Consider the following 17,635-nt stretch of genomic DNA (forward strand, 5'->3'; position numbering starts at 1 on the left):
GCGTCAGGAGACTCACATGGCCTGGACCCGTGAACAGATGGCTGCGCGCGCCGCGAAGGAACTGCGCGACGGCTACTACGTCAATCTCGGCATCGGCATCCCGACGCTGGTCTCGAACTTCATCCCCGATGGCGTCGATGTCAGCCTCCAGAGCGAGAACGGCATGCTCGGCATGGGCCCGTTCCCCTATGAGGACGAGGTGGATGCCGACCTCATCAATGCCGGCAAGCAGACCGTGAGCGAGCTGCCGTCGACCTCGTATTTCTCGAGCGCGGATTCTTTCGGGATGATCCGCGGCGGCCACATGGACCTGTCGATCCTCGGCGCCATGCAGGTGGCCCAGAACGGCGATCTCGCCAACTGGATGATCCCCGGCAAGATGGTCAAGGGCATGGGCGGCGCTATGGATCTCGTCGCCGGCGTCAAGCGCGTCGTCGTCGTGATGGAGCATTCGGCCAAGGACGGCTCGAAGCTGCTGAAGAAGTGCAACCTGCCGCTGACCGGCGAGCGCGTGGTCGACATGGTCGTCACCGATCTCGCGGTCTTCACCATCGACAAGCACGGCGACGGCGGCATGGCGCTGATCGAGCTCGCCGACGGCGTCTCGCTCGACGAGGTCAAGGCCAAGACCGAAGCCGAATTCCGCGTCGCGCTGAAGAATACGTAAGGTCGTCGCAACGGGGGCGCGCATGACGATACGGTCTGCGCGTCCCGAAGACGCCGATTTCATCGCACAAACCATCCTGTCGTCGCAGCGCGGCTATCGGCCGCGCGGTTGGTTCGACGTCGCGCTCGGCTGGCCCCAGGCACAGTGCCGCGATTTCATCGCGCGCATCGCGACCGCACATGCGGTGTCGATGTGGCATGTCTCGCAATTCCTGATCGCCGAGATCGATGGCAAGCCTGCTGCCGCGTTGTGCGCACTGCCGGCGGCCGGCACGGGGCCTGCGGCCTGGCGTGCCATCGAGGAGGTCGGTGCCGCGACCGGGCTTGCCGCGCCGGAGCTGGAAGCCATCCGTCGCCGCGGCACCTACACGCGCGCCTGCTGGGTTCAGGGCGGCGAGGGTGATTGGATGATCGAGCACGTCGCGACCGATCCCGCCTATGGCGGTCGCGGCCTCGTGCAGGCGTTGCTTGCGCTCGCACTGGATAAGGGACGAGCGGCCGGATTTGCCCGCGCGACGATATCGTTCCTGATCGGCAATCAGCCGGCTGAACGCGCCTACGCCAGGGCAGGATTTGTCTTCGCAGAAGAGAAGCGCGATCCCGCGTTCGAGGCGATCATCGGCGCGCCCGGATTTCGCATGTTTGCGCGAACGATGTGATGCGCCGTAGCCCGGATGGAGCGTAGCGAAATCCGGGGTGCTCGTGGATGGTCCGATCCCGGATTGCGCTGCGCTCCATCCGGGCTACTCGGCGATACCTACGACCTTGCCGCCCACACCTTGCCCCACCGCGCCGACACGCTTGCGACCCATGACGGCTCCTCGCGCACCAGGCGGAAGCCGAGATTGGCGGGCGGCACGCCCTGTGCGCAGCCGCCGGCGCGAGCGTCGCGGATGAAGTCGGTGACGTAGGCGCGGTGCGCACCCTCGGCGACGCGCACGCCGCAATTCACGGTGGGGCGGCCGGCCTTGCCGGCTGCGTCGATCCGCGAGCGCACGAAGCAGGTCGAGGTCCATTCCCAGACATTGCCGGCGAGATCTTCGATACCGTGCTCGTTGGTGCCGAACTTGCCGAACGGATAGGCCGTCGTGTCGGAGAGGTCGCGCTCGGATTCACGCTCGTAACGGCTGAGCCAGAGCTTTGAAGGATCGTCTGCGTCCACAGGCGCGCCGTCGTCCCTGAACCGGGAGCCGGCCGCAAAGGCCCATTCCGCGTCGCTCGGCAGGCGATAGGTGTGGCCGGTCTTGCGCGACAGCCAGCCCGCATAGGCCTGCGCATCGTGCCAGCTCACCTGGACCGCGGGACGATCGGACGCAATCGCGACGCCACGATCGAGCGCGCGGCACGCGCTATCCTGCACGCAAAGCTGATAGTCGGATGACGAGACCTGGTGCCGCATGATGTGCAGCGGCCGGTTGAAGCGCATCGCGCGCAGCGGCACTTCGGCCTGCAGCCCCGCGCGGGTGAAATCGCCGGCCTCGCGATAGGAGAGATTACCCGGCGCGACCCTGACGATCGCAGGCTCCGTCGCCGTGCCATGGACCGCCATGTCCGAGACCAGCGGCGCCACGGCGATCGGCCCTGCGAGCCCTGCGGCGCAGGCGAGCAGCAGTTTCAGCTTGAATGCGATCAGCATGGTCGTCCCCCGAAGAAGGAAGGGGCCGGCGATGACCGGCCCCCTGTCGCGTCTAGTTGGTGTTGGGAGCCGGTATCTCCGCGGGCGCCTTCACCTGGGTCATCAGATCGTCGTTCCACTTGCCTTCGACCTTGAAGTGCGCGGTGGCGCCGAGGTCGGCTGCCTCGATCAGATTATGCGTGACATAGGCGTAGATGCCGGGCTGCAGGAACTTGTAGAGCGCAGCTCCCGCCGAGCCGCCGCGGATGAACCAGGTCTCGAGGCCCGTCTCCGGCGCGTTGGAGAATTTTCCGGTCTCCCAGACATAGTCGCCATGGCCGCCGATCAGGTGCGGACGGCTGTCGCGATTGGCCTGCGAATGCACGATCAGCACGTTCTCGCCGACCTTGGCCGTCAGCGCGTTCTTGCCGGTGAGCGCGCCGACCTTGCCGTTGAACACGACATGGGAGGGGATCAGCTTCTTCATCACCTCTTCGGTCTCGGTGAAGGCCTCGCCCGGCGAATCGTAGGACTTGAAGTTGCCCTTCTCGTCGCGCGGTACATACATGTCCTGCTCGCCGACATAGTAGACCTTGTCGTATTTCAGCGCATGGCCCTTGCCGTCGTTCAGTCCGTCGCGCGGCAGCACCATCACCGCGCCGTTCATGCCGGAGACGACATGCCAGGGGATCATCGGGCCGCCCGGGGCGCAGTGATAGACGAACACGCCGGTCCGCGTTGCCTTCCAGCGCAGCACGACCTGCTCGCCGGGATTGACCAGCGTGAGCTCGGCGCCGCCGAGCGCGCCGGTCGCGGAGTGGAAGTCGATGTTGTGCGGCATGGTGTTGGTCGCGGGATTGACCAGCGTTACCTCGACGTAGTCGCCTTCATGCACGACCATCAGCGGGCCCGGCATCGAGCCGTTGAAGGTCATGGCCTGGAACGTGGTGCCCTTGTCGTCGATGACGACCTTCTTCTCCTCGATGTTGAGCTTGAACTCGACGATCTTGGGCCCCTGCGTCGTGGCCTGCTCGTGCGCGTGCACGAAGGGCGGGGCGACCAGCTCGACCTTCTGCCGCGGCAGCTTGAGATCGCCGGCGGCGAACGTGGGTGTCGCGAGCATCAGGGCGGTCGCGGCGGCGCTGATCAATGCGGCTCTGCGGGTGAACATCGGAAGCATCCTTCATCTGAAAGGGTTTTGATGACGGATGCAGTCTGCGCCTGTTACGGCAAGAGTGTTTGCGCTGCGACAAGCTTTTGCCGAATTCGCCTCCGGTAAAATCCTTAGGAGGTTTGCCGAAGCGCGTATCGGCCGTGCGAAGCACGCGGCGTCGCGTGATATCAGTCGCGCAAGCGGCAAATCGTTCGCATGTTCAACTATGCGCGATTGTGAATCTATGGTTGTCGATCAGAGAAGCTGGATCGCAATCCAGACCGTGCCCCAGACCGCGAGCGACAGCGCTGCAAAGATGGCGGCCGTGATCGCCAGCACCCGCACGAGATAACCTGCGCCGACGGCGGGTGCCGCGGGGGCGGGACGAAAATCGTCGAAGCGCGGGATATGACCGCGAGCGCCGGTGAGCCAGAGAACGAGATCGAGCGCGAGCGACGCCATGGCCTATCTCCAGTGAGTCATGATTGAACGTCATCATGGCCCCGATCCGGCGCTCGGACTTTGAGCGAGCGCAAGGTGGTCCGCCCGAAAACGGGTCATCCAATGCCATCCGGGATTTGCCGCGCCACCGCGCGGCATCGATTTACGAATGGGTAAGACATGAGGACAGATCTCGCAGCGAGCTACGGCGAAGAGAGATTGCCGCGCTACACGAGCTATCCGACCGCACCGCATTTCTCGCCGGCGGTCGGCCCGGATGCTTATGCCGAATGGCTCGCCGGGCTCCCGGCAGGCGCCAGCGCGTCACTCTATCTGCACGTGCCGTTCTGCCGCGAGATGTGCTGGTATTGCGGCTGCCATACCCAGATCGTTCGCCGCGACGGGCTCATTGCAGCCTATCAGCGGACGCTGCGCAGCGAGATCGCGCAGGTGTCTGAGACCATCGGTCGCCGCATCAAGGTCGAGCACATCCATTTCGGTGGCGGCACGCCGACCATCATGGCGCCGGAGGCTTTTGCCGAGTTGATGGCGGCGATGCGCCATTCGTTCTTCGTGCTGCCCTCGGCCGAGATCGCGGTCGAGATCGACCCGCGCACGCTGACATCAGAGATGGTGGAGGCCATGCGGCTCTCCGGCGTCAACCGCGCCAGCCTGGGCGTGCAGAGCTTCGATCCGGTCGTGCAGCGCGCGATCAATCGCGTGCAGAGCTATGAGCAGACGGCTTCCGTCGTCGATAGGCTGCATCGCGCCGGCATCAACGGGATCAACTTCGACCTCATCTATGGGCTGCCGCACCAGACCGTGGCGTCCTGCCTGGACACCGTTCGGCGCAGCCTCGAGCTCGGGCCCGATCGTTTCTCGGTGTTCGGCTATGCGCATGTGCCTGATTTCAAGAAGCACCAGCGCATGATCAACGAGGCCGTACTGCCCGACGGCCTCGCACGTCATGACCAGGCCTGCGCGATCGCCAATGCGTTGAAGGAGGCCGGCTACGTGCAGATCGGGCTCGATCATTTCGCGCGACCCGACGACGCCATGGCCGTGGCCTTCGAGGAACGGACGCTGCGGCGCAATTTCCAGGGCTACACCACCGACAAGGGCGAAGTCCTGCTCGGTTTCGGCGCGAGCGCGATCGGGCATCTGCCGCAGGGCTATGTGCAGAACCAGGTGCAGATCGGCGCCTACGCGCAGAGCGTGGCCGCCGGCCGCCTCGCCACCGCGAAGGGCTACGGGCTCACCGACGACGACCGGCTCCGCGCCGACATCATCGAGCGCATCATGTGCGAGTTCAGCGCCGATCTCGGCGACATCTGTGCGCGACATGGTGCGGAGCCCGAAGCGATGCTGCAATCGGCCGCGCGCCTAAAGCCGCTGATCTCGGACGGCATCGTCAGGCTCGACGGCGACCGTCTCGCGGTCGCAAGCGACTCGCGCTTCCTGGTGCGCAGTGTTGCAGCGGCGTTCGATGCGCATCTGGATCCGGGCAAGCAGTTGCACAGCAGGGCGGTGTAGTTCACCTCGCGCCGCCTACGGCAGGGACTTTTGCATATGAGCTTGGCGGGGTCTGAGCGAGCGCCTCGTCCTTCGAGACGACCGCTCCGCGGTCTCCTCAGGATGAGGCTGAGCGGCGGCTTTGCCTGTCGAAATAGTGACCACGTACTCCGTCCTCATCCTGAGGGCCCGCCGGAGGCGGGCGTCTCGAAGGATGGCTGCGGGCGAGCTTCCCGCCACGTTTTTTCTCATATGCGATAGCCCTGCCGCTTGCGGGGAGAGGGAGAAGCAACCACCAGCTTGCGCTTCAACAAAGAAGCTCGGACCCACCCGGCTATCGTCACTTCGGAACGGAGTTGTCCATGCCCTTCCGATCCGACGATCTGGTCGATGACATCATGCGAGCGGCACCGCACACGATCCGCGTGTTCCTCGCCTTCAGGATGGCCTGCGTCGGCTGTCCGATCGCGACCTTCCATACCGTGGAAGACGCCTGCCGCGAGCATGGCATCGATCGCGACAAATTCCTCGCTGCGCTGTGCGAATGCGTACCGGCGTGAGGCGAGTCGGAGTTCGCGCGGGTCGCGCGCGGACTCCCGGGTGAGGGCAGGCTTGCGCCGTAAGCGGAAGCGCCCTCACCCCTATCTTACGCAGAATTGCCGTCCGCCGTACGCTCCGCCAGCACGACGATCTTGTGCGGATCGCGCAGGATGATGCGCTGGCGGCCGCTCTCGACGAGGCCCTGGCTCTCCCAGCCGCTGAGGATGCGGCTGACGGTATGCAGCGTGGTGCCGGTCATCTGCGCGATGTCCTGGCGGCTAATCGGGAAGTCGATCTCGATGCCGTGGTCGAGCTTCTTGCCGGACTGTTTTGCGAGCCGCAGCAGCGCATGCGCGACGCGCTGCTCGACCTGCTGGGTCGACATTTCCAGGATGCGGGTATGGCTCTCCTGCAGTCGTGCGCCGACGGTTTGCAGCGTGTTGGCGGCGATTGCCGGAAACCGCTCGATCAGCCGCGGCCAGGCCGAATTCGGCCAGATCAGCACCACGCTGTCGTCGACCGCCATCGCGGTCGCCGGATAGTGCGCGGCTCCAATCGCCATCGCGAGCCCGAAGGTCTCGCCGGGGGCGACATAGCGCACCACGATCTGCTCGCCGGTCGGGGTGGTCTTGGCCGCGCGGACGTGGCCGTGCAGCAGCAGGAAGAAGGATTGCGCGTCGGCGCCCTGTTCGAAAATGGCGGTGTTCCTGGGGTACCGCGCCGAGCGGGCCTCGCGCAGGATTTCCTCGAGGTCCTCCGGCTTGACGCCTGAAAACAGCGGCAAATGCGCAACCAGCGATGTGTCGACCTTGGCCATTCTGCCTCCTTGGCGCTCGGAGTGTGATGGCACCTGTATTCGTCAGGCAGTTTGCGATAGCGCAAAACGGGCCGGCCGGACGGCAGTATTTTTCCAAATGACGATCCAGGTGACCGTCCGAATTCACAGGAGTTGCCCCCATGGCTGGCGCCCGATCCCGTAACTTTGAGGGCTGGCCGCTGTTTGCGAACAGCTTTCGGCCGTTTTTCCTGCTCGCCGCGATCCAGGCGGGGCTTTCTATCCTGGCCTGGCTGCCGATGTTCTACGGCGAATTGTCGGTGAGCTCTGCGTTCGCGCCGCGCGACTGGCACGTCCACGAAATGCTCTACGGCTTCCTGCCGGCGGTGATCACGGGATTCCTGTTCACGGCGATCCCGAACTGGACCGGGCGGCTGCCGATCCAGGGGACGTCGCTGGGCGCGCTGCTGACCGTGTGGCTGGCCGGACGTTTTGCAGTGACCCTGTCCGCCGATATCGGTTGGGCGTTCGCGCTCGTCGTCGATGCCGCCTTCCTGGCATTGGTCGTCGCTGCGGCCACGCGCGAAATCATCGCGGGCGGCAATTGGCGCAATCTGCCGGTGGTGGTGCTCGTGCTGGTGCTGCTCGCCGGTAACGTCGCCTTCCATCTCGAAGCGCACTTCGAGGGCGCGGCCGATGTCAGCATCCGCGTCGGCATCGGCGTGGTCGTGCTGCTGATCTCGCTGATCGGCGGCCGCATCATCCCGAGCTTCACCCGCAACTGGCTGGTCAAGTTCAATCCCGGCCGCCTGCCGGTGCCGTTCGGGCGCTTCGACGGCGCGATGATCGGATTGAGCGCGTTCGCGCTGATCGCATGGATCGTGGCGCCGCTGAACACGGTCACCGGCGCGGTGATGGCGCTGGTCGGCGTGCTGCACCTGGTCCGGCTTGCACGCTGGGCCGGCGATCGCACCACGCGCGAGCGGCTGCTGCTGATCCTGCATGTCGGTTATGTCTTCGTGCCGCTGGGCTTCCTGCTGCATGCCCTGGCTGTCTTCGGCGCGCTGCCGCCGAGCGCGGGCATTCACGCCTGGATGGCTGGTGCGGCCGGAACCATGACGCTCGCGGTGATGACCCGCGCGAGCCTCGGGCATACCGGACAGGCGTTGACGGCCTCGCCCGCGACGCAGGGGATTTACGCTGCGATCATCGTCGCGGCGCTGGCGCGGGTCGCTGCGGTGGTGCTGCCTGCGCATGGCGATGTCCTGCTGCACATCGCCGCCTGCGGCTGGATCGTCGCGTTCCTCGGCTTTGCGATTGCGTTCGGCCCGCTGCTCGCCGGCAGCCCCCGGCGCGCCCTTGCCATCATGGGCGTGCCCGCTCCGGCACGCTGAGCCTAGGCCGCGGACGCCGAGGGAACGCCGGCGCGCTTGGCCAGCGGCCGCACGCCCTTGCGCCATGCGGTGATGTTGCAGCCGAAGCGGCCACGGAACCAGCGCGCCATCGCGCTCTGCGCGGAGAAGCCGAGCTGGGTGGCGATATCGGCCAGCGGCCGGCCGGGGTCGTCGATCAGCTGGGTCACGAGATCGGCGCGCTGCGCGTCGAGGATCGCCGAGAAGCTGGTGCCCGATGCGGCGAGGTGCCGATGGATGGTGCGGCGGGTGCAGGCGAGATGCTCGGCCACGCGCTCGACCGTGCAGTCGCCGCTTGCGAGCAGGATGCGTACCACCTCGTCGACCTTCTCCTCCCAGCTTGCCGGCCGCGTCTCGATCGCCTCGATCCGCTTGCGCAGATAGCTCGCGATCAGCGGATGCGCGCTCGGAATTCGCCGCTCCATGTCATGCGCCGACAACAGGATCGCATCGTCATCGGCATTGAAGGTGACGCGGCAACCGAAGAAGTCGCGGTAGCGCTTGCGGTCGTGTGGCGGCGGATAATGCAGATGCACCTCGAGCGGCCGCCAGTCGCTGCTGAACAGCGACTGGATGATGCGGTGGACGCTGCCGAGCGCCATGTCGATCGACTGGCGCGGCGCGGTCGGCTGCCGGCCGCGCAAATGCAGTGTGACCGTCACGGTCTGCTTATCGCGCGTGACCTCAAGCTTCATGCCGTCGTGATGAACGTGGATGAAGCGCGAGAACGCTTCGATGGCCTCACTGACGGTCGCCTGTTCACGCACGATCAGGCCGACCGCGCCGAAATTGGTCAGCCCGCCGCGCTCGGCGAGCCGCAAGCCGAAATCTTCGGCACCCGATGCCTCTGCCGACAATTCGAGCAGCCGGCGCAGGCTGGTCACGGCAATGGGGGTATCGGGCTTGTCGAGCACGGCCAGTGGCAGCCTGACCTTGCGCATCATCTGTTTCGGGTCGAGCCCGACCGACCGGGCGACATCCGGGTAGTAGCTCAAGCCTGCGCTGCGCATGAGGTCGGTCATGCGACCCGTTCCAGTCAGCCATTCCCGCAGATGTCCCGAAATGTAAAGTTTCTGTCCCGATCCGTCAAATCCGGGAACAGGATGGAACATACATAAGGGAAACCGAAGCACGGGCGTGAATGCCGTGCGTATGACGACGCGGCGCGACGAAGCCCCGCTGCCGTCTCGGGCCATTTGACCAAGACATTGCTGGATCGGGATGATGCCGGGAAACATGCTTTCCAAGGGTGAGGTATTCGTCATTGAAACTGACGCGGCCTCCCGCGAACAACTTTCAATGGCGCTTCAACAGAGCGCCTATGACGTGATCTGCTTTGCCGACGGCGCGTCGCTGCTGTCGGAAGCCAAGGCCCGGATGCCGGCCTGCGTGTTGCTGGAGATGCCGCCGGATCGTTCCGCCCTCGACGTGCTCAAGCGCCTGCGCGAGGAGAACTGCATGGCGCCGGTTCTGGTGACCTCCGCGAACGGCAGCATCGCCATGGCGGTCGACGCGATCAAGAGCGGCGCGGCCGACTTCATCGAGAAGCCGTTCCGCACCCGCGACATCGTCGACCGGATCGATGCTGCCATCGACGAGTTCGCGCAGCCGGGTTCAAACCGGCAACGCTGGCTGCCCGGCTGCGAGCCCCTGACCGGGCGCGAAGTCGATGTGCTCGAGCACCTTGCTGCCGGCCTGACCAACAAGGAGATCGCCCGGCGCATACATCTGAGTGCGCGGACGGTCGAAGGCTACCGCGCAGGCATCCTGAAGAAGGCCGGCGCCCGCAACGTGACCGATCTGCTCCGCCGCATCTTCGGCCAGGGTTCGCCCACCCCGGTTTAAGGACCTAAGTTTAACGGCTTCGCCACGGGACGACGACACGTTCCGCGGCCTTGGTGCGGCCGCGGCGGCGCCCCACGGAAACCCCAATCGAACCAGTTCCTTCCCTGCCGCGTCCAACCATGTTGGCGAGGCATTTGATCGCACGCGTCCGGCTGGCGGCGCGGCGATACGGCAGGAGGGACTTTATGCGCATCACCGCAAGATGTCTGGCAACGACGAGCCTGGTTCTGGTGACCATGGCGACGGCGTCGCCATCATGGGCCGCCGATGTGGACGCCACATCGGCCATCGACACCGTCACCGTCTATCCGGATGGCGCCACCGTCACCCGTGTCATCGCGCTGGACCTCGCCTCCGGCGACAGCACGCTGGTCGCCAAGGACTTTCCGCTCTCGCTCGATCCGTCCTCCCTCCGTGTCGAGGGCGAGGCGGGCGCAAAACTGACCATCGGGACCATCGACGCGCGGCCGCCGCGCGCGGCACAACCCGCCAATCTGCCCGAGCTCGATAAGCGCATCGAGGCGTTGAAGGATCAGCGCGCCGATGTGCAAGGCGATATCGACGCGGCCAACGCCCGGCGCAAATTCGCGCAGCACTTTGCGGAGGCTTCTCCCGCCGGCCTTGGCGAGAAGGGCGAGGCTCGGCCGATCACCGAATGGCGCGCGGCCTTTACCGCGGTCGCCGAGGAGATCGCGACCGCCGATACCGCGATCCGCGACGCCACGCGAAAGCAGCGCGAGATCGATCGGCAGCTCGCGCAACTTGAAGCGGAGCGTTCGGCCAAGCCGCCGAGCAAGCTTGAGGTTCGCATCGATGTTGCCGCCGCCGCCGCGACGAAGGCGACGTTGCGGGTGACTTATGCAGTCCGCAATGCGCGCTGGCTGCCGCTGTATGATGCCCGGCTCGACACCGGTGCCAAGGACCGCAAGCCGCAGCTCGAGCTGGTTCGCCGCGCCGAGGTGACGCAGTCGACCGGCGAAGACTGGTCGAACGTCAACCTCGGTGTTTCCACCGTTCGCGTCAGCCGCGGCGGTAGCGCACCGGAGCTGAATTCGCTGGTTGTGAGGTATCCGCAACTGCCGAAGCCGCTGGCAATGGGCACGGCGTCGGACATGGCGGTGCCCGCGCAGCCGATGACGCGGCAGGCGCAATCTCCGGCGATGGCGAAAGCTGCGGAGCCCGAGCTGCGTGAGCGCGCGGACGAGCAGCAGGCCAACGCCGAGATCGGCGATTTTCAGGCCGTGTATCAGATCAGCGGCCGCGTCAGCCTCGGTGCCAATGAGGGCGCCAAGAGCCTGCTCATCTCCTCCATGACGGTGACGCCCGACCTCGCCATCCGTGCCGCCCCGGTCGCGGATCCCACCGCTTACCTCGAGGCGTCATTCAAGCTTGCCGAGGATACCAATCTGCTGCCCGGCAAGGTCGCGATCTTCCGCGACGGCACGTTCGTCGGTCGCAGCAAATTCTCGACCGCCGCGCGGAACGACGCGATCCGGCTCGGCTTCGGTGCCGACGACAAGATCAAGATCGAGCGCACCGTCATCAGGCAGAACGAAGGCACGGCCGGGGTGATCGCGTCCTCCAAGACCGACACGCGTTCGTTCCGCACCGTCGTTCGCAACGGGCACGACTTCCCGATCCGCATCGCGATCGAGGATCAGCTTCCGGTCAGCGAGAACGAGGATATTGGCGTCGAGATGCTGTCCTCGACCACGCCGCCCACGACCACCAATCTGCGCGAAAGGCGCGGCGTGCTGGAATGGGCGTTCGACGCAAAACCCGGCGAGATCAAGGAGATCAAGTTCGCCTGGCGCGTCCGCTGGCCCAAGGACAAGGGCATGGTGATCGTGCCGGCGGGGTAATGCGCCCGGTCTGAACCGAGGCGCGGCGCCGTCTTCGTTACCTCTCTCCGCAAGCGGGGCGAGGGAGTGCATCTTCACCGCGGCGGCAGTTCGGCTCGCGCCGCCGCCCGCATCGATTGCGGCAGCACGTAGGGCACGCCGTCGTCGGCCTGATGAACGACGGCGTCGATTTCGAAGATGTCGCGAATGGTCTCGCGCGTGACGATTTCCGCGCGCGGGCCGTCGGCAGCGAGCTTGCCGCCGTTCAGGACGATGAGCCGGTCGGCGAAGCGGATCGCGAGGTTGAGGTCGTGCAGGATCGCGATGACAGCGGTGCCGCCTGCCGCGCGGCGGCGCGCGGCTTCGACGAGGTCGATCTGGTGGCGCAGGTCGAGGCTCGATGTCGGCTCGTCCAGCAGCAGGAGCCCCGGCCCATGCTCGGCCTCGCCGCAGGCGAGCTGCACCAGCACGCGGGCGAAATGGGTGCGCTGCTGCTCGCCGCCCGATAGCGTCGGCAATTGCCGTTCGCGGAAATGTGCGAGGCCAACCTCGTCCAGCGCGGCGTCGACGAGCGACACGGCATCGCGCAGGCTGCGGTCGCCCGCGCCCATCAGCACGATCTCCTCGACCGTGAAGGGGAAGGTGACGTTGATGTGCTGGGACAGCATCGCGCGGCGCGCGGCAAGCTCGCGCGGCGTATAACTGCTTATGTCGCGCTGCTTCAGGTGCACCTCGCCCTCGCTCGGGCGGAGATCGCCGGAGAGCAGCCGCAGCAGCGTCGACTTGCCGGCGCCGTTCGGGCCGATGATCGCGACCATCTCGCCGGCTTCAACCGATAGGCCGACACCATCGAGCAGCGTGGCGCGGCCGGCGCGCTTGCTTAAGCGTCGCGCCTCGATCACGGCGCTCATAGCGAGGCGAGCCCGCGCTGGCGCAGCAGGATGCCGAGGAAGACAGGCGCGCCGACCGCTGCCGTCAAGATGCCGATCGGCATCTCCGCGGGCGCCACGATCGTGCGCGCCAGCGTGTCGGCGCCGACCATCAGGATCGCGCCAAGCAGCACCGAGGCCGGCAGCAGCAGGCGATGCGCAGGTCCAATAACGAGACGGAGCAGATGCGGCACGACGATGCCGACGAAGCCGATGACGCCACTGATCGACACCGCGACCCCTGTCATGGCGGAGACCATGACGATCGAGATCCGCTTGAGACGCTCGACGTCGACGCCGCCGTGAAACGCGTCGGCCTCGCCGAGCACCAGCAGATCGAGGCCGCGGGCAATATACGCGCAGGCGCCGAGCCCGATGATGAGGATCGGCGCGAGCACGGCGGCCTTGGTCCAGGTCGCGCCGCTCATCGAGCCCAGCAGCCAGAATGTGATGTCGCGAAGCTGGCGGTCGTCGGCGATGAACACCAGAAGCCCGATGCCGGCATTGGTGATGGCAGTGATGGCGACGCCGGCGAGCAGGAAGATCGCGATCGAGGTCCGCCCCGCGCGGCTGGAGATGCCGTAAAGGATCGCGGTCGTGGCCAGCGAGCCCGCAAAGGCCGCGAGCGGCAACAGCTCGGTCTGAAGGAAGCGCAGCGTCTCGCCGAAGCGCGAATCGGTGAAGACGATTGCGCTTGCGGCCGCCAGCGCACCGCCGCTGGAGACGCCGACCAGCGCGGGATCGGCGAGCGGGTTGCGAAACAGTCCTTGCATGATGGCGCCCGCCGCGGCGAGCAGGCCGCCGACCATCGCGGTCGCCGCGATCCGGGGAATGCGGATCGACCACAACACGAGCTGGTCGCGCGTCGTCACGGCGTCGGCGGTGGTGTTGCCTGCGAGACCGAGCGCAGCAGGCAGCCGGGAGAGGGGAATGCCGGCCGCGCCCACGGTCAGCGCGACGATGGCGGTGGCCGCGAGGATCACCAGGAGCAGGGGAATGGCAATCGACGTAAATCGCCGTCCTGCGCCCGCACGTCGCGGGCTCCGCGAGTCCGTCCCGATCGCCACGCTCATTGCCGGCAATTCGCCGCCGACAGAGCCGACGTGAAGGCGCCGCCCTCGGCCAATGCCGGATAGAGCTTGACGGAGAGATCACGGGCCGCCGCGGCCGTGCGCGGGCCGAAGCCGAGCAGATAGAGCCCGTCCATCGTGATGAAGCTCTTGTTGGCCGCGACCGGCGTCAAGGCGAAGCCGGGATGGGCGTAGACCGCGTCGGCCTGCAGTGAATCCTTGCCGCGCTCGATCGACAGCACGACGTCGGGTTTTGCCGCGACGATCGCCTCGTCGCCGATGTTCTTGTAGCCGTCGTAATCCTCGACCGCGTTGGTGGCGCCTGCAAGCTGGATGATCTCGTCGGCGGCGGTCTTGTGACCGGCGACCATCGCCCGTCCGTTCAGGAGCGACATCACGAACATCACGCGGACCGGCTTCGTGACCTTGGCACGCAGTGCGCGCAGCTGCGCAAGATCCGTAGCCACTGCGGTGCTCAGGCATTCGGCGCGCGCATCGACGCCCATGGCATGGCCGACCAGCTTGATCTTCTCGATCAGGCCTTCCTCCGAGAAGGTCTCGGGCACCAGCACCAGCGGCACCTTCGCCGTCTCCAGGAGGTCCATGGTCTCGCGCGGGCCCGATCCCTGGATCGCCAGGATCAGGGTCGGGTTGAGGCCCAGCACGCCCTCGGCCGAAATCTGGCGCATGTAGCCGACATTGGGTTTGTCGTGCAGCGCCGCTGCCGGATAGAGGCTCGTGGTGTCGACGCCGACCAGGCGGCTCTCCAGCCCGAGCGCATAGAGGATCTCGGTAATGGCGCCGCCGATCGAGACCGTGCGGGCGAAGTCGGCAACGGCGACATCGCGATTGCGCGCATCATGCACCGTGATACCGGCGGCGTGCGCGGTCGAGGCGAGCGCGATGGTGCCGGTGAGCAGGAGGTTTGCGAGGGTGCGACAAAATGTCATTGCAGGTTACTTCGTCAGGATCAGCTTGTTCTGCGAGGTCAGGCGAAGGCGATAGGCGTCCTCGCCATGCGCGATGATGATCTCGCGCTCCGCCGCAAACAGCTCGCGGCTGTCGATCCGGCTCCCGCGTATGGTCAAACTTCTCGTTGTTGCAGAAGGGCTTTGTGTCGGCCCTGCCGCATCGCCGCTATTGTCTCCGGACGTTGCTGACATGGTAGGTGTGATGCGCTTTCGAAATTTCAGATGCGTCTTGTTTGTATAAGCGGCATCAGGCGCATTCCAACGGCGGCAATTTACAATCGATATAAACTGCAACCCGATGACATTGACCGTCAGGGTGTTGCCACGTAACCAAATGGAACAATGCGGGCCGGGGGGCCTGCACCAGAGAATAGCCAGCCAGTCGCTCGCCGCGCGAGCGCACGCCAGCCAAACAAGACATATCATGATTGGGTTGGGTGTATGGCTGACGGGGCTAGGTATTCGCGCGCGCTGATTTTGGGCGCGTCGGTGGTTTCAATTGCGGCGGTGTCGCCGGTGAGCAGCTTTGCGCAGACCGCGGATCAAACCGCGCAATCATCCAAGCCGGCGAAGCCCAAGCAGGCCAAGCGCAACCCGGCCAAGCCGCAAGCTGTTCAGCAGCAGCAGGCCAGCACCAGCGTGTGGGATGCACGCGCGCAGGCGATCGTCGGTGTTCAGGCGCTCGACACCATCACGGCTGCCGCCTCCAAGACCGACGAGCGCGCGGTCGACGCGCTCGCACCGGTCAGCGTCGTGACTTCGGCGCAGATCGAAAGCCGCCAGGCCAGCACGGTCGGCGATCTCATCTATAATGTGCCGGGCGTATGGGTTCAGAACCGCGGCGACGAGCCGTCGACCTCGATCAATATCCGCGGCTTGCAGGATTTCGGCCGCGTCGCCGTCGTCGTCGACGGCGCGCGGCAGAATTATCAGCGCACGGGCCATTTCGCCAACGGCTCGTTCTTCCTCAACCCCGAACTGATCAGCGGCATCGACATCGTTCGTGGTCCGACCGCCAACATCTACGGTTCCGGTGCGATCGGCGGCGTGGCGTCGTTCCGCACCAAGGATATCGAGGACGTCGTGCGTGCCGGCGAACGTTGGGGTGTTGACGTCAAGACCATTCTTGGCAGCAATTACGGGCGAGCGCTCGGTTCGGCCTTCGGCGGTGTTCACGTCAATCCAAATGTGGACGTGTTCGCGGGCGGCACCTATTCGACGCAGGAGAGCTACAAAGACGGCACCGGCTTCGAGGTCGCCAACACCGGCAACCGGCTCACCAGCGGCATCGCCAAGCTGACGGTGCGCCCGGCCGATGGGCACGAGATCAAGCTCGGCACCATCTTCCAGGAGGACATCTACAGCGTGGGTCAGCCGCCACGCCGTGCCGGCGATCCCAACTCGACCAATGCGAACGGCGCCAACAACCTGAGCGGCACGTCGATCTACAGGTCCGACGTCAAGAACTACACCACGACGCTCGGCTGGAAATATTCGCAGCCGGATGACCAGTGGTTCGACTGGGATGCGAAGGTCTACTGGAATCGCACCGAGAACGACCAGGTCAAGACCGCGCATACCAGCACGACGCCGTCGGTCTTCTGCAGCGGCGTGCCCGGCAATGCCGTGTCCGGCTGTATCGGCAGCAACCGTGGATATCTGCTCGATACGGTCGGCGTCGACGTGTACAACACCACGCGCTTCGATACCGGCAGCTGGCGTCACGCGGTGACCTACGGACTGGACGCGTTCCAGGACAAGGTGTCGACGCAGGACAGGACCGGCACGTCGGAAGTGACGACGCCCGGCGGTCAGCGTACGGTCTCCGGCGGTTTCGTGCAGTGGAAGGCCAATTACACCTCCATGCTCGAGGTGATCGGCGCGCTTCGTTACGACAATTATCAGCTCTCCTCGGCATCCTCGTCGTCCGGCGGCGACCGTTTGTCGCCGAAGATCACCGTCGGGCTCGTTCCCACGGCGGTCGTGACGCCCTATGTCAGCTACGCCGAAGGTTATCGCGCGCCGTCGATCACGGAAACGCTGGTCAGCGGTCCGCATTCGGGTGCGACGGTCAACGACTCGTTCTTCCGCTGTCCGTCGGGCACGCCGGGTCCGGGAGCGGATTCGACCTTCTGCTTCGTCCCGAATCCGAATCTGCGGCCCGAGGTCGGCAAGAACAAGGAGATCGGCTTCAACATCAAGAAGAACGATCTGTTCACGGCGGGCGATACGCTGCGCGGCAAGATCAACGTGTTCCGCAACGACATCTCCGACTTCATCGATCAGGTCGCCTATGGAAATCCGCTGGTGGTCCCCACCGGCCCGCCGCCGGCGCCCTCCATCACCGTGCTTCCGTTCCTGCAATATCAGAACGTCGCGTCCGCCCGCATCCAGGGTTTCGAGGCCGAGGCGATGTACGACGCGAACACCTGGTTCTTCGGCCTCTCCGGCAGTTACCAGAACGGCAAAAACCTCCAGACGGGATTTGGCCTGTACAGCGTTCCGCCGCAGAAGGTCACGACGACCGCCGGCGTGCGGTTGCTGGACCGGACCCTGATCCTCTCGGTGATGTGGACGTCGGTGATTGCGAACACCGACATCCCGCCGACCTATACGCCGGCGACGTCGTACGATCTCGTCAACCTCTACGCCCAGTATCAGCCGCGGCCCGATCTCACGCTCAACTTCTCGGTCGAAAATCTTCTCAACCAGTACTACCGGCCCTACGCCATTCCGGTCGGCAGTACGGGCGATACGCAAAACGACGTGAAATGGGCGAGCGCCGGCCCCGGGCTCGTGGTCAAGGGAGGCCTGAAGTACCACTTCGGCGGCATCTAAGGAGTACGCCGACGACAGCAAACGGGA

Annotated in this window: 17 protein-coding genes; 8 read left to right on the forward strand and 9 right to left on the reverse strand. The window is 65.6% G+C overall.

What is annotated here, in order from left to right:
- Positions 1-16 precede the first annotated feature (16 nt).
- Together AB7Z56_RS06805 and AB7Z56_RS06810 are read left to right on the forward strand one after the other, a co-directional pair.
- Positions 17-667, forward strand: a complete 651-nt coding sequence (locus AB7Z56_RS06805; protein ID WP_011089829.1) for a 3-oxoacid CoA-transferase subunit B — start codon at positions 17-19, stop codon at positions 665-667.
- Positions 668-689: 22 nt separating this feature from the next.
- Positions 690-1,325, forward strand: a complete 636-nt coding sequence (locus tag AB7Z56_RS06810) for a GNAT family N-acetyltransferase (protein WP_063981141.1) — start codon at positions 690-692, stop codon at positions 1,323-1,325.
- Positions 1,326-1,423: 98 nt separating this feature from the next.
- On the opposite strand, the gene AB7Z56_RS06815 is transcribed toward AB7Z56_RS06810, so the two are convergent.
- The 3 genes from AB7Z56_RS06815 to AB7Z56_RS06825 all read right to left on the reverse strand — a co-directional run bounded on the left by AB7Z56_RS06815 (position 1,424) and on the right by AB7Z56_RS06825 (position 3,896).
- Positions 1,424-2,302 (reverse strand): SUMF1/EgtB/PvdO family nonheme iron enzyme, encoded by an 879-nt coding sequence (locus tag AB7Z56_RS06815; protein WP_063981142.1) that lies wholly within the window; start codon positions 2,300-2,302, stop codon positions 1,424-1,426.
- Between the two features lie 52 nt (positions 2,303-2,354).
- The gene (gene nirK / locus AB7Z56_RS06820; protein WP_063986094.1) at positions 2,355-3,452 is read right to left on the reverse strand and encodes a copper-containing nitrite reductase; all 1,098 of its coding nucleotides are present in this window, start codon (positions 3,450-3,452) and stop codon (positions 2,355-2,357) included.
- A 237-nt stretch (positions 3,453-3,689) separates the two neighbouring features.
- Positions 3,690-3,896, reverse strand: a complete 207-nt coding sequence (locus tag AB7Z56_RS06825) for a hypothetical protein (protein ID WP_063981143.1) — start codon at positions 3,894-3,896, stop codon at positions 3,690-3,692.
- Positions 3,897-4,055: 159 nt separating this feature from the next.
- On the opposite strand from AB7Z56_RS06825, the gene hemN reads away from it, so the two are divergent.
- Together hemN and AB7Z56_RS06835 are read left to right on the forward strand one after the other, a co-directional pair.
- On the forward strand, positions 4,056-5,408 hold the full coding sequence (hemN, locus tag AB7Z56_RS06830) for an oxygen-independent coproporphyrinogen III oxidase (RefSeq protein ID WP_063981144.1): 1,353 nt from the start codon (positions 4,056-4,058) through the stop codon (positions 5,406-5,408).
- Positions 5,409-5,749: 341 nt separating this feature from the next.
- Entirely contained in the window at positions 5,750-5,947 is a 198-nt protein-coding gene (locus AB7Z56_RS06835) for a DUF1858 domain-containing protein (RefSeq protein ID WP_014492467.1), read from the forward strand.
- An 86-nt stretch (positions 5,948-6,033) separates the two neighbouring features.
- Here AB7Z56_RS06835 and AB7Z56_RS06840 read toward each other — a convergent pair whose 3' ends face one another.
- Complete coding sequence (locus AB7Z56_RS06840) at positions 6,034-6,744, reverse strand: Crp/Fnr family transcriptional regulator (RefSeq protein WP_039153608.1); 711 nt, start codon at positions 6,742-6,744, stop codon at positions 6,034-6,036.
- 140 nt (positions 6,745-6,884) lie between these two features.
- Between AB7Z56_RS06840 and AB7Z56_RS06845 the strand changes: the two genes are divergently transcribed.
- Complete coding sequence (locus tag AB7Z56_RS06845) at positions 6,885-8,096, forward strand: NnrS family protein (RefSeq protein WP_063981145.1); 1,212 nt, start codon at positions 6,885-6,887, stop codon at positions 8,094-8,096.
- A gap of 2 nt (positions 8,097-8,098) precedes the next feature.
- Here the strand turns inward: AB7Z56_RS06845 and AB7Z56_RS06850 are convergent, their stop codons facing one another.
- Positions 8,099-9,136, reverse strand: a complete 1,038-nt coding sequence (locus AB7Z56_RS06850; RefSeq protein ID WP_063981146.1) for an AraC family transcriptional regulator — start codon at positions 9,134-9,136, stop codon at positions 8,099-8,101.
- A 202-nt stretch (positions 9,137-9,338) separates the two neighbouring features.
- On the opposite strand from AB7Z56_RS06850, the gene AB7Z56_RS06855 reads away from it, so the two are divergent.
- Positions 9,339-9,959 carry a response regulator transcription factor gene (locus tag AB7Z56_RS06855; RefSeq protein WP_063986095.1) on the forward strand — a complete coding sequence of 207 codons (621 nt, stop codon included), beginning with the start codon at positions 9,339-9,341 and terminating at the stop codon, positions 9,957-9,959.
- Positions 9,960-10,144: 185 nt separating this feature from the next.
- The gene (locus AB7Z56_RS06860; protein WP_063981147.1) at positions 10,145-11,821 is read left to right on the forward strand and encodes a mucoidy inhibitor MuiA family protein; all 1,677 of its coding nucleotides are present in this window, start codon (positions 10,145-10,147) and stop codon (positions 11,819-11,821) included.
- Positions 11,822-11,895: 74 nt separating this feature from the next.
- On the opposite strand, the gene AB7Z56_RS06865 is transcribed toward AB7Z56_RS06860, so the two are convergent.
- The 4 genes from AB7Z56_RS06865 to AB7Z56_RS06880 are packed head-to-tail and all read right to left on the reverse strand — an operon-like array spanning position 11,896 to position 14,962.
- Positions 11,896-12,711: a heme ABC transporter ATP-binding protein gene (locus AB7Z56_RS06865; RefSeq protein ID WP_063981148.1), complete on the reverse strand. Its 816-nt coding sequence runs from the start codon at positions 12,709-12,711 to the stop codon at positions 11,896-11,898.
- Entirely contained in the window at positions 12,708-13,802 is a 1,095-nt protein-coding gene (locus AB7Z56_RS06870; protein WP_063981149.1) for a FecCD family ABC transporter permease, read from the reverse strand. Before AB7Z56_RS06870 ends, AB7Z56_RS06865 begins: the two co-directional genes overlap by 4 nt.
- On the reverse strand, positions 13,799-14,749 hold the full coding sequence (locus AB7Z56_RS06875) for a heme/hemin ABC transporter substrate-binding protein (RefSeq protein ID WP_063981150.1): 951 nt from the start codon (positions 14,747-14,749) through the stop codon (positions 13,799-13,801). The genes AB7Z56_RS06870 and AB7Z56_RS06875 overlap by 4 nt, the downstream gene beginning before the upstream one ends.
- Before the next feature lie 6 nt (positions 14,750-14,755).
- Positions 14,756-14,962: a hemin uptake protein HemP gene (locus AB7Z56_RS06880; protein WP_063981151.1), complete on the reverse strand. Its 207-nt coding sequence runs from the start codon at positions 14,960-14,962 to the stop codon at positions 14,756-14,758.
- 249 nt (positions 14,963-15,211) lie between these two features.
- Between AB7Z56_RS06880 and AB7Z56_RS06885 the strand changes: the two genes are divergently transcribed.
- Positions 15,212-17,608 (forward strand): TonB-dependent hemoglobin/transferrin/lactoferrin family receptor, encoded by a 2,397-nt coding sequence (locus AB7Z56_RS06885; protein ID WP_354098299.1) that lies wholly within the window; start codon positions 15,212-15,214, stop codon positions 17,606-17,608.
- The last annotated feature ends 27 nt before the right edge of the window (positions 17,609-17,635 follow it).

The organism is Bradyrhizobium sp. 482_C4_N1_8 (assembly GCF_052075965.1).
Taxonomy (GTDB): Bacteria; Pseudomonadota; Alphaproteobacteria; order Rhizobiales; family Xanthobacteraceae; genus Bradyrhizobium; species Bradyrhizobium barranii.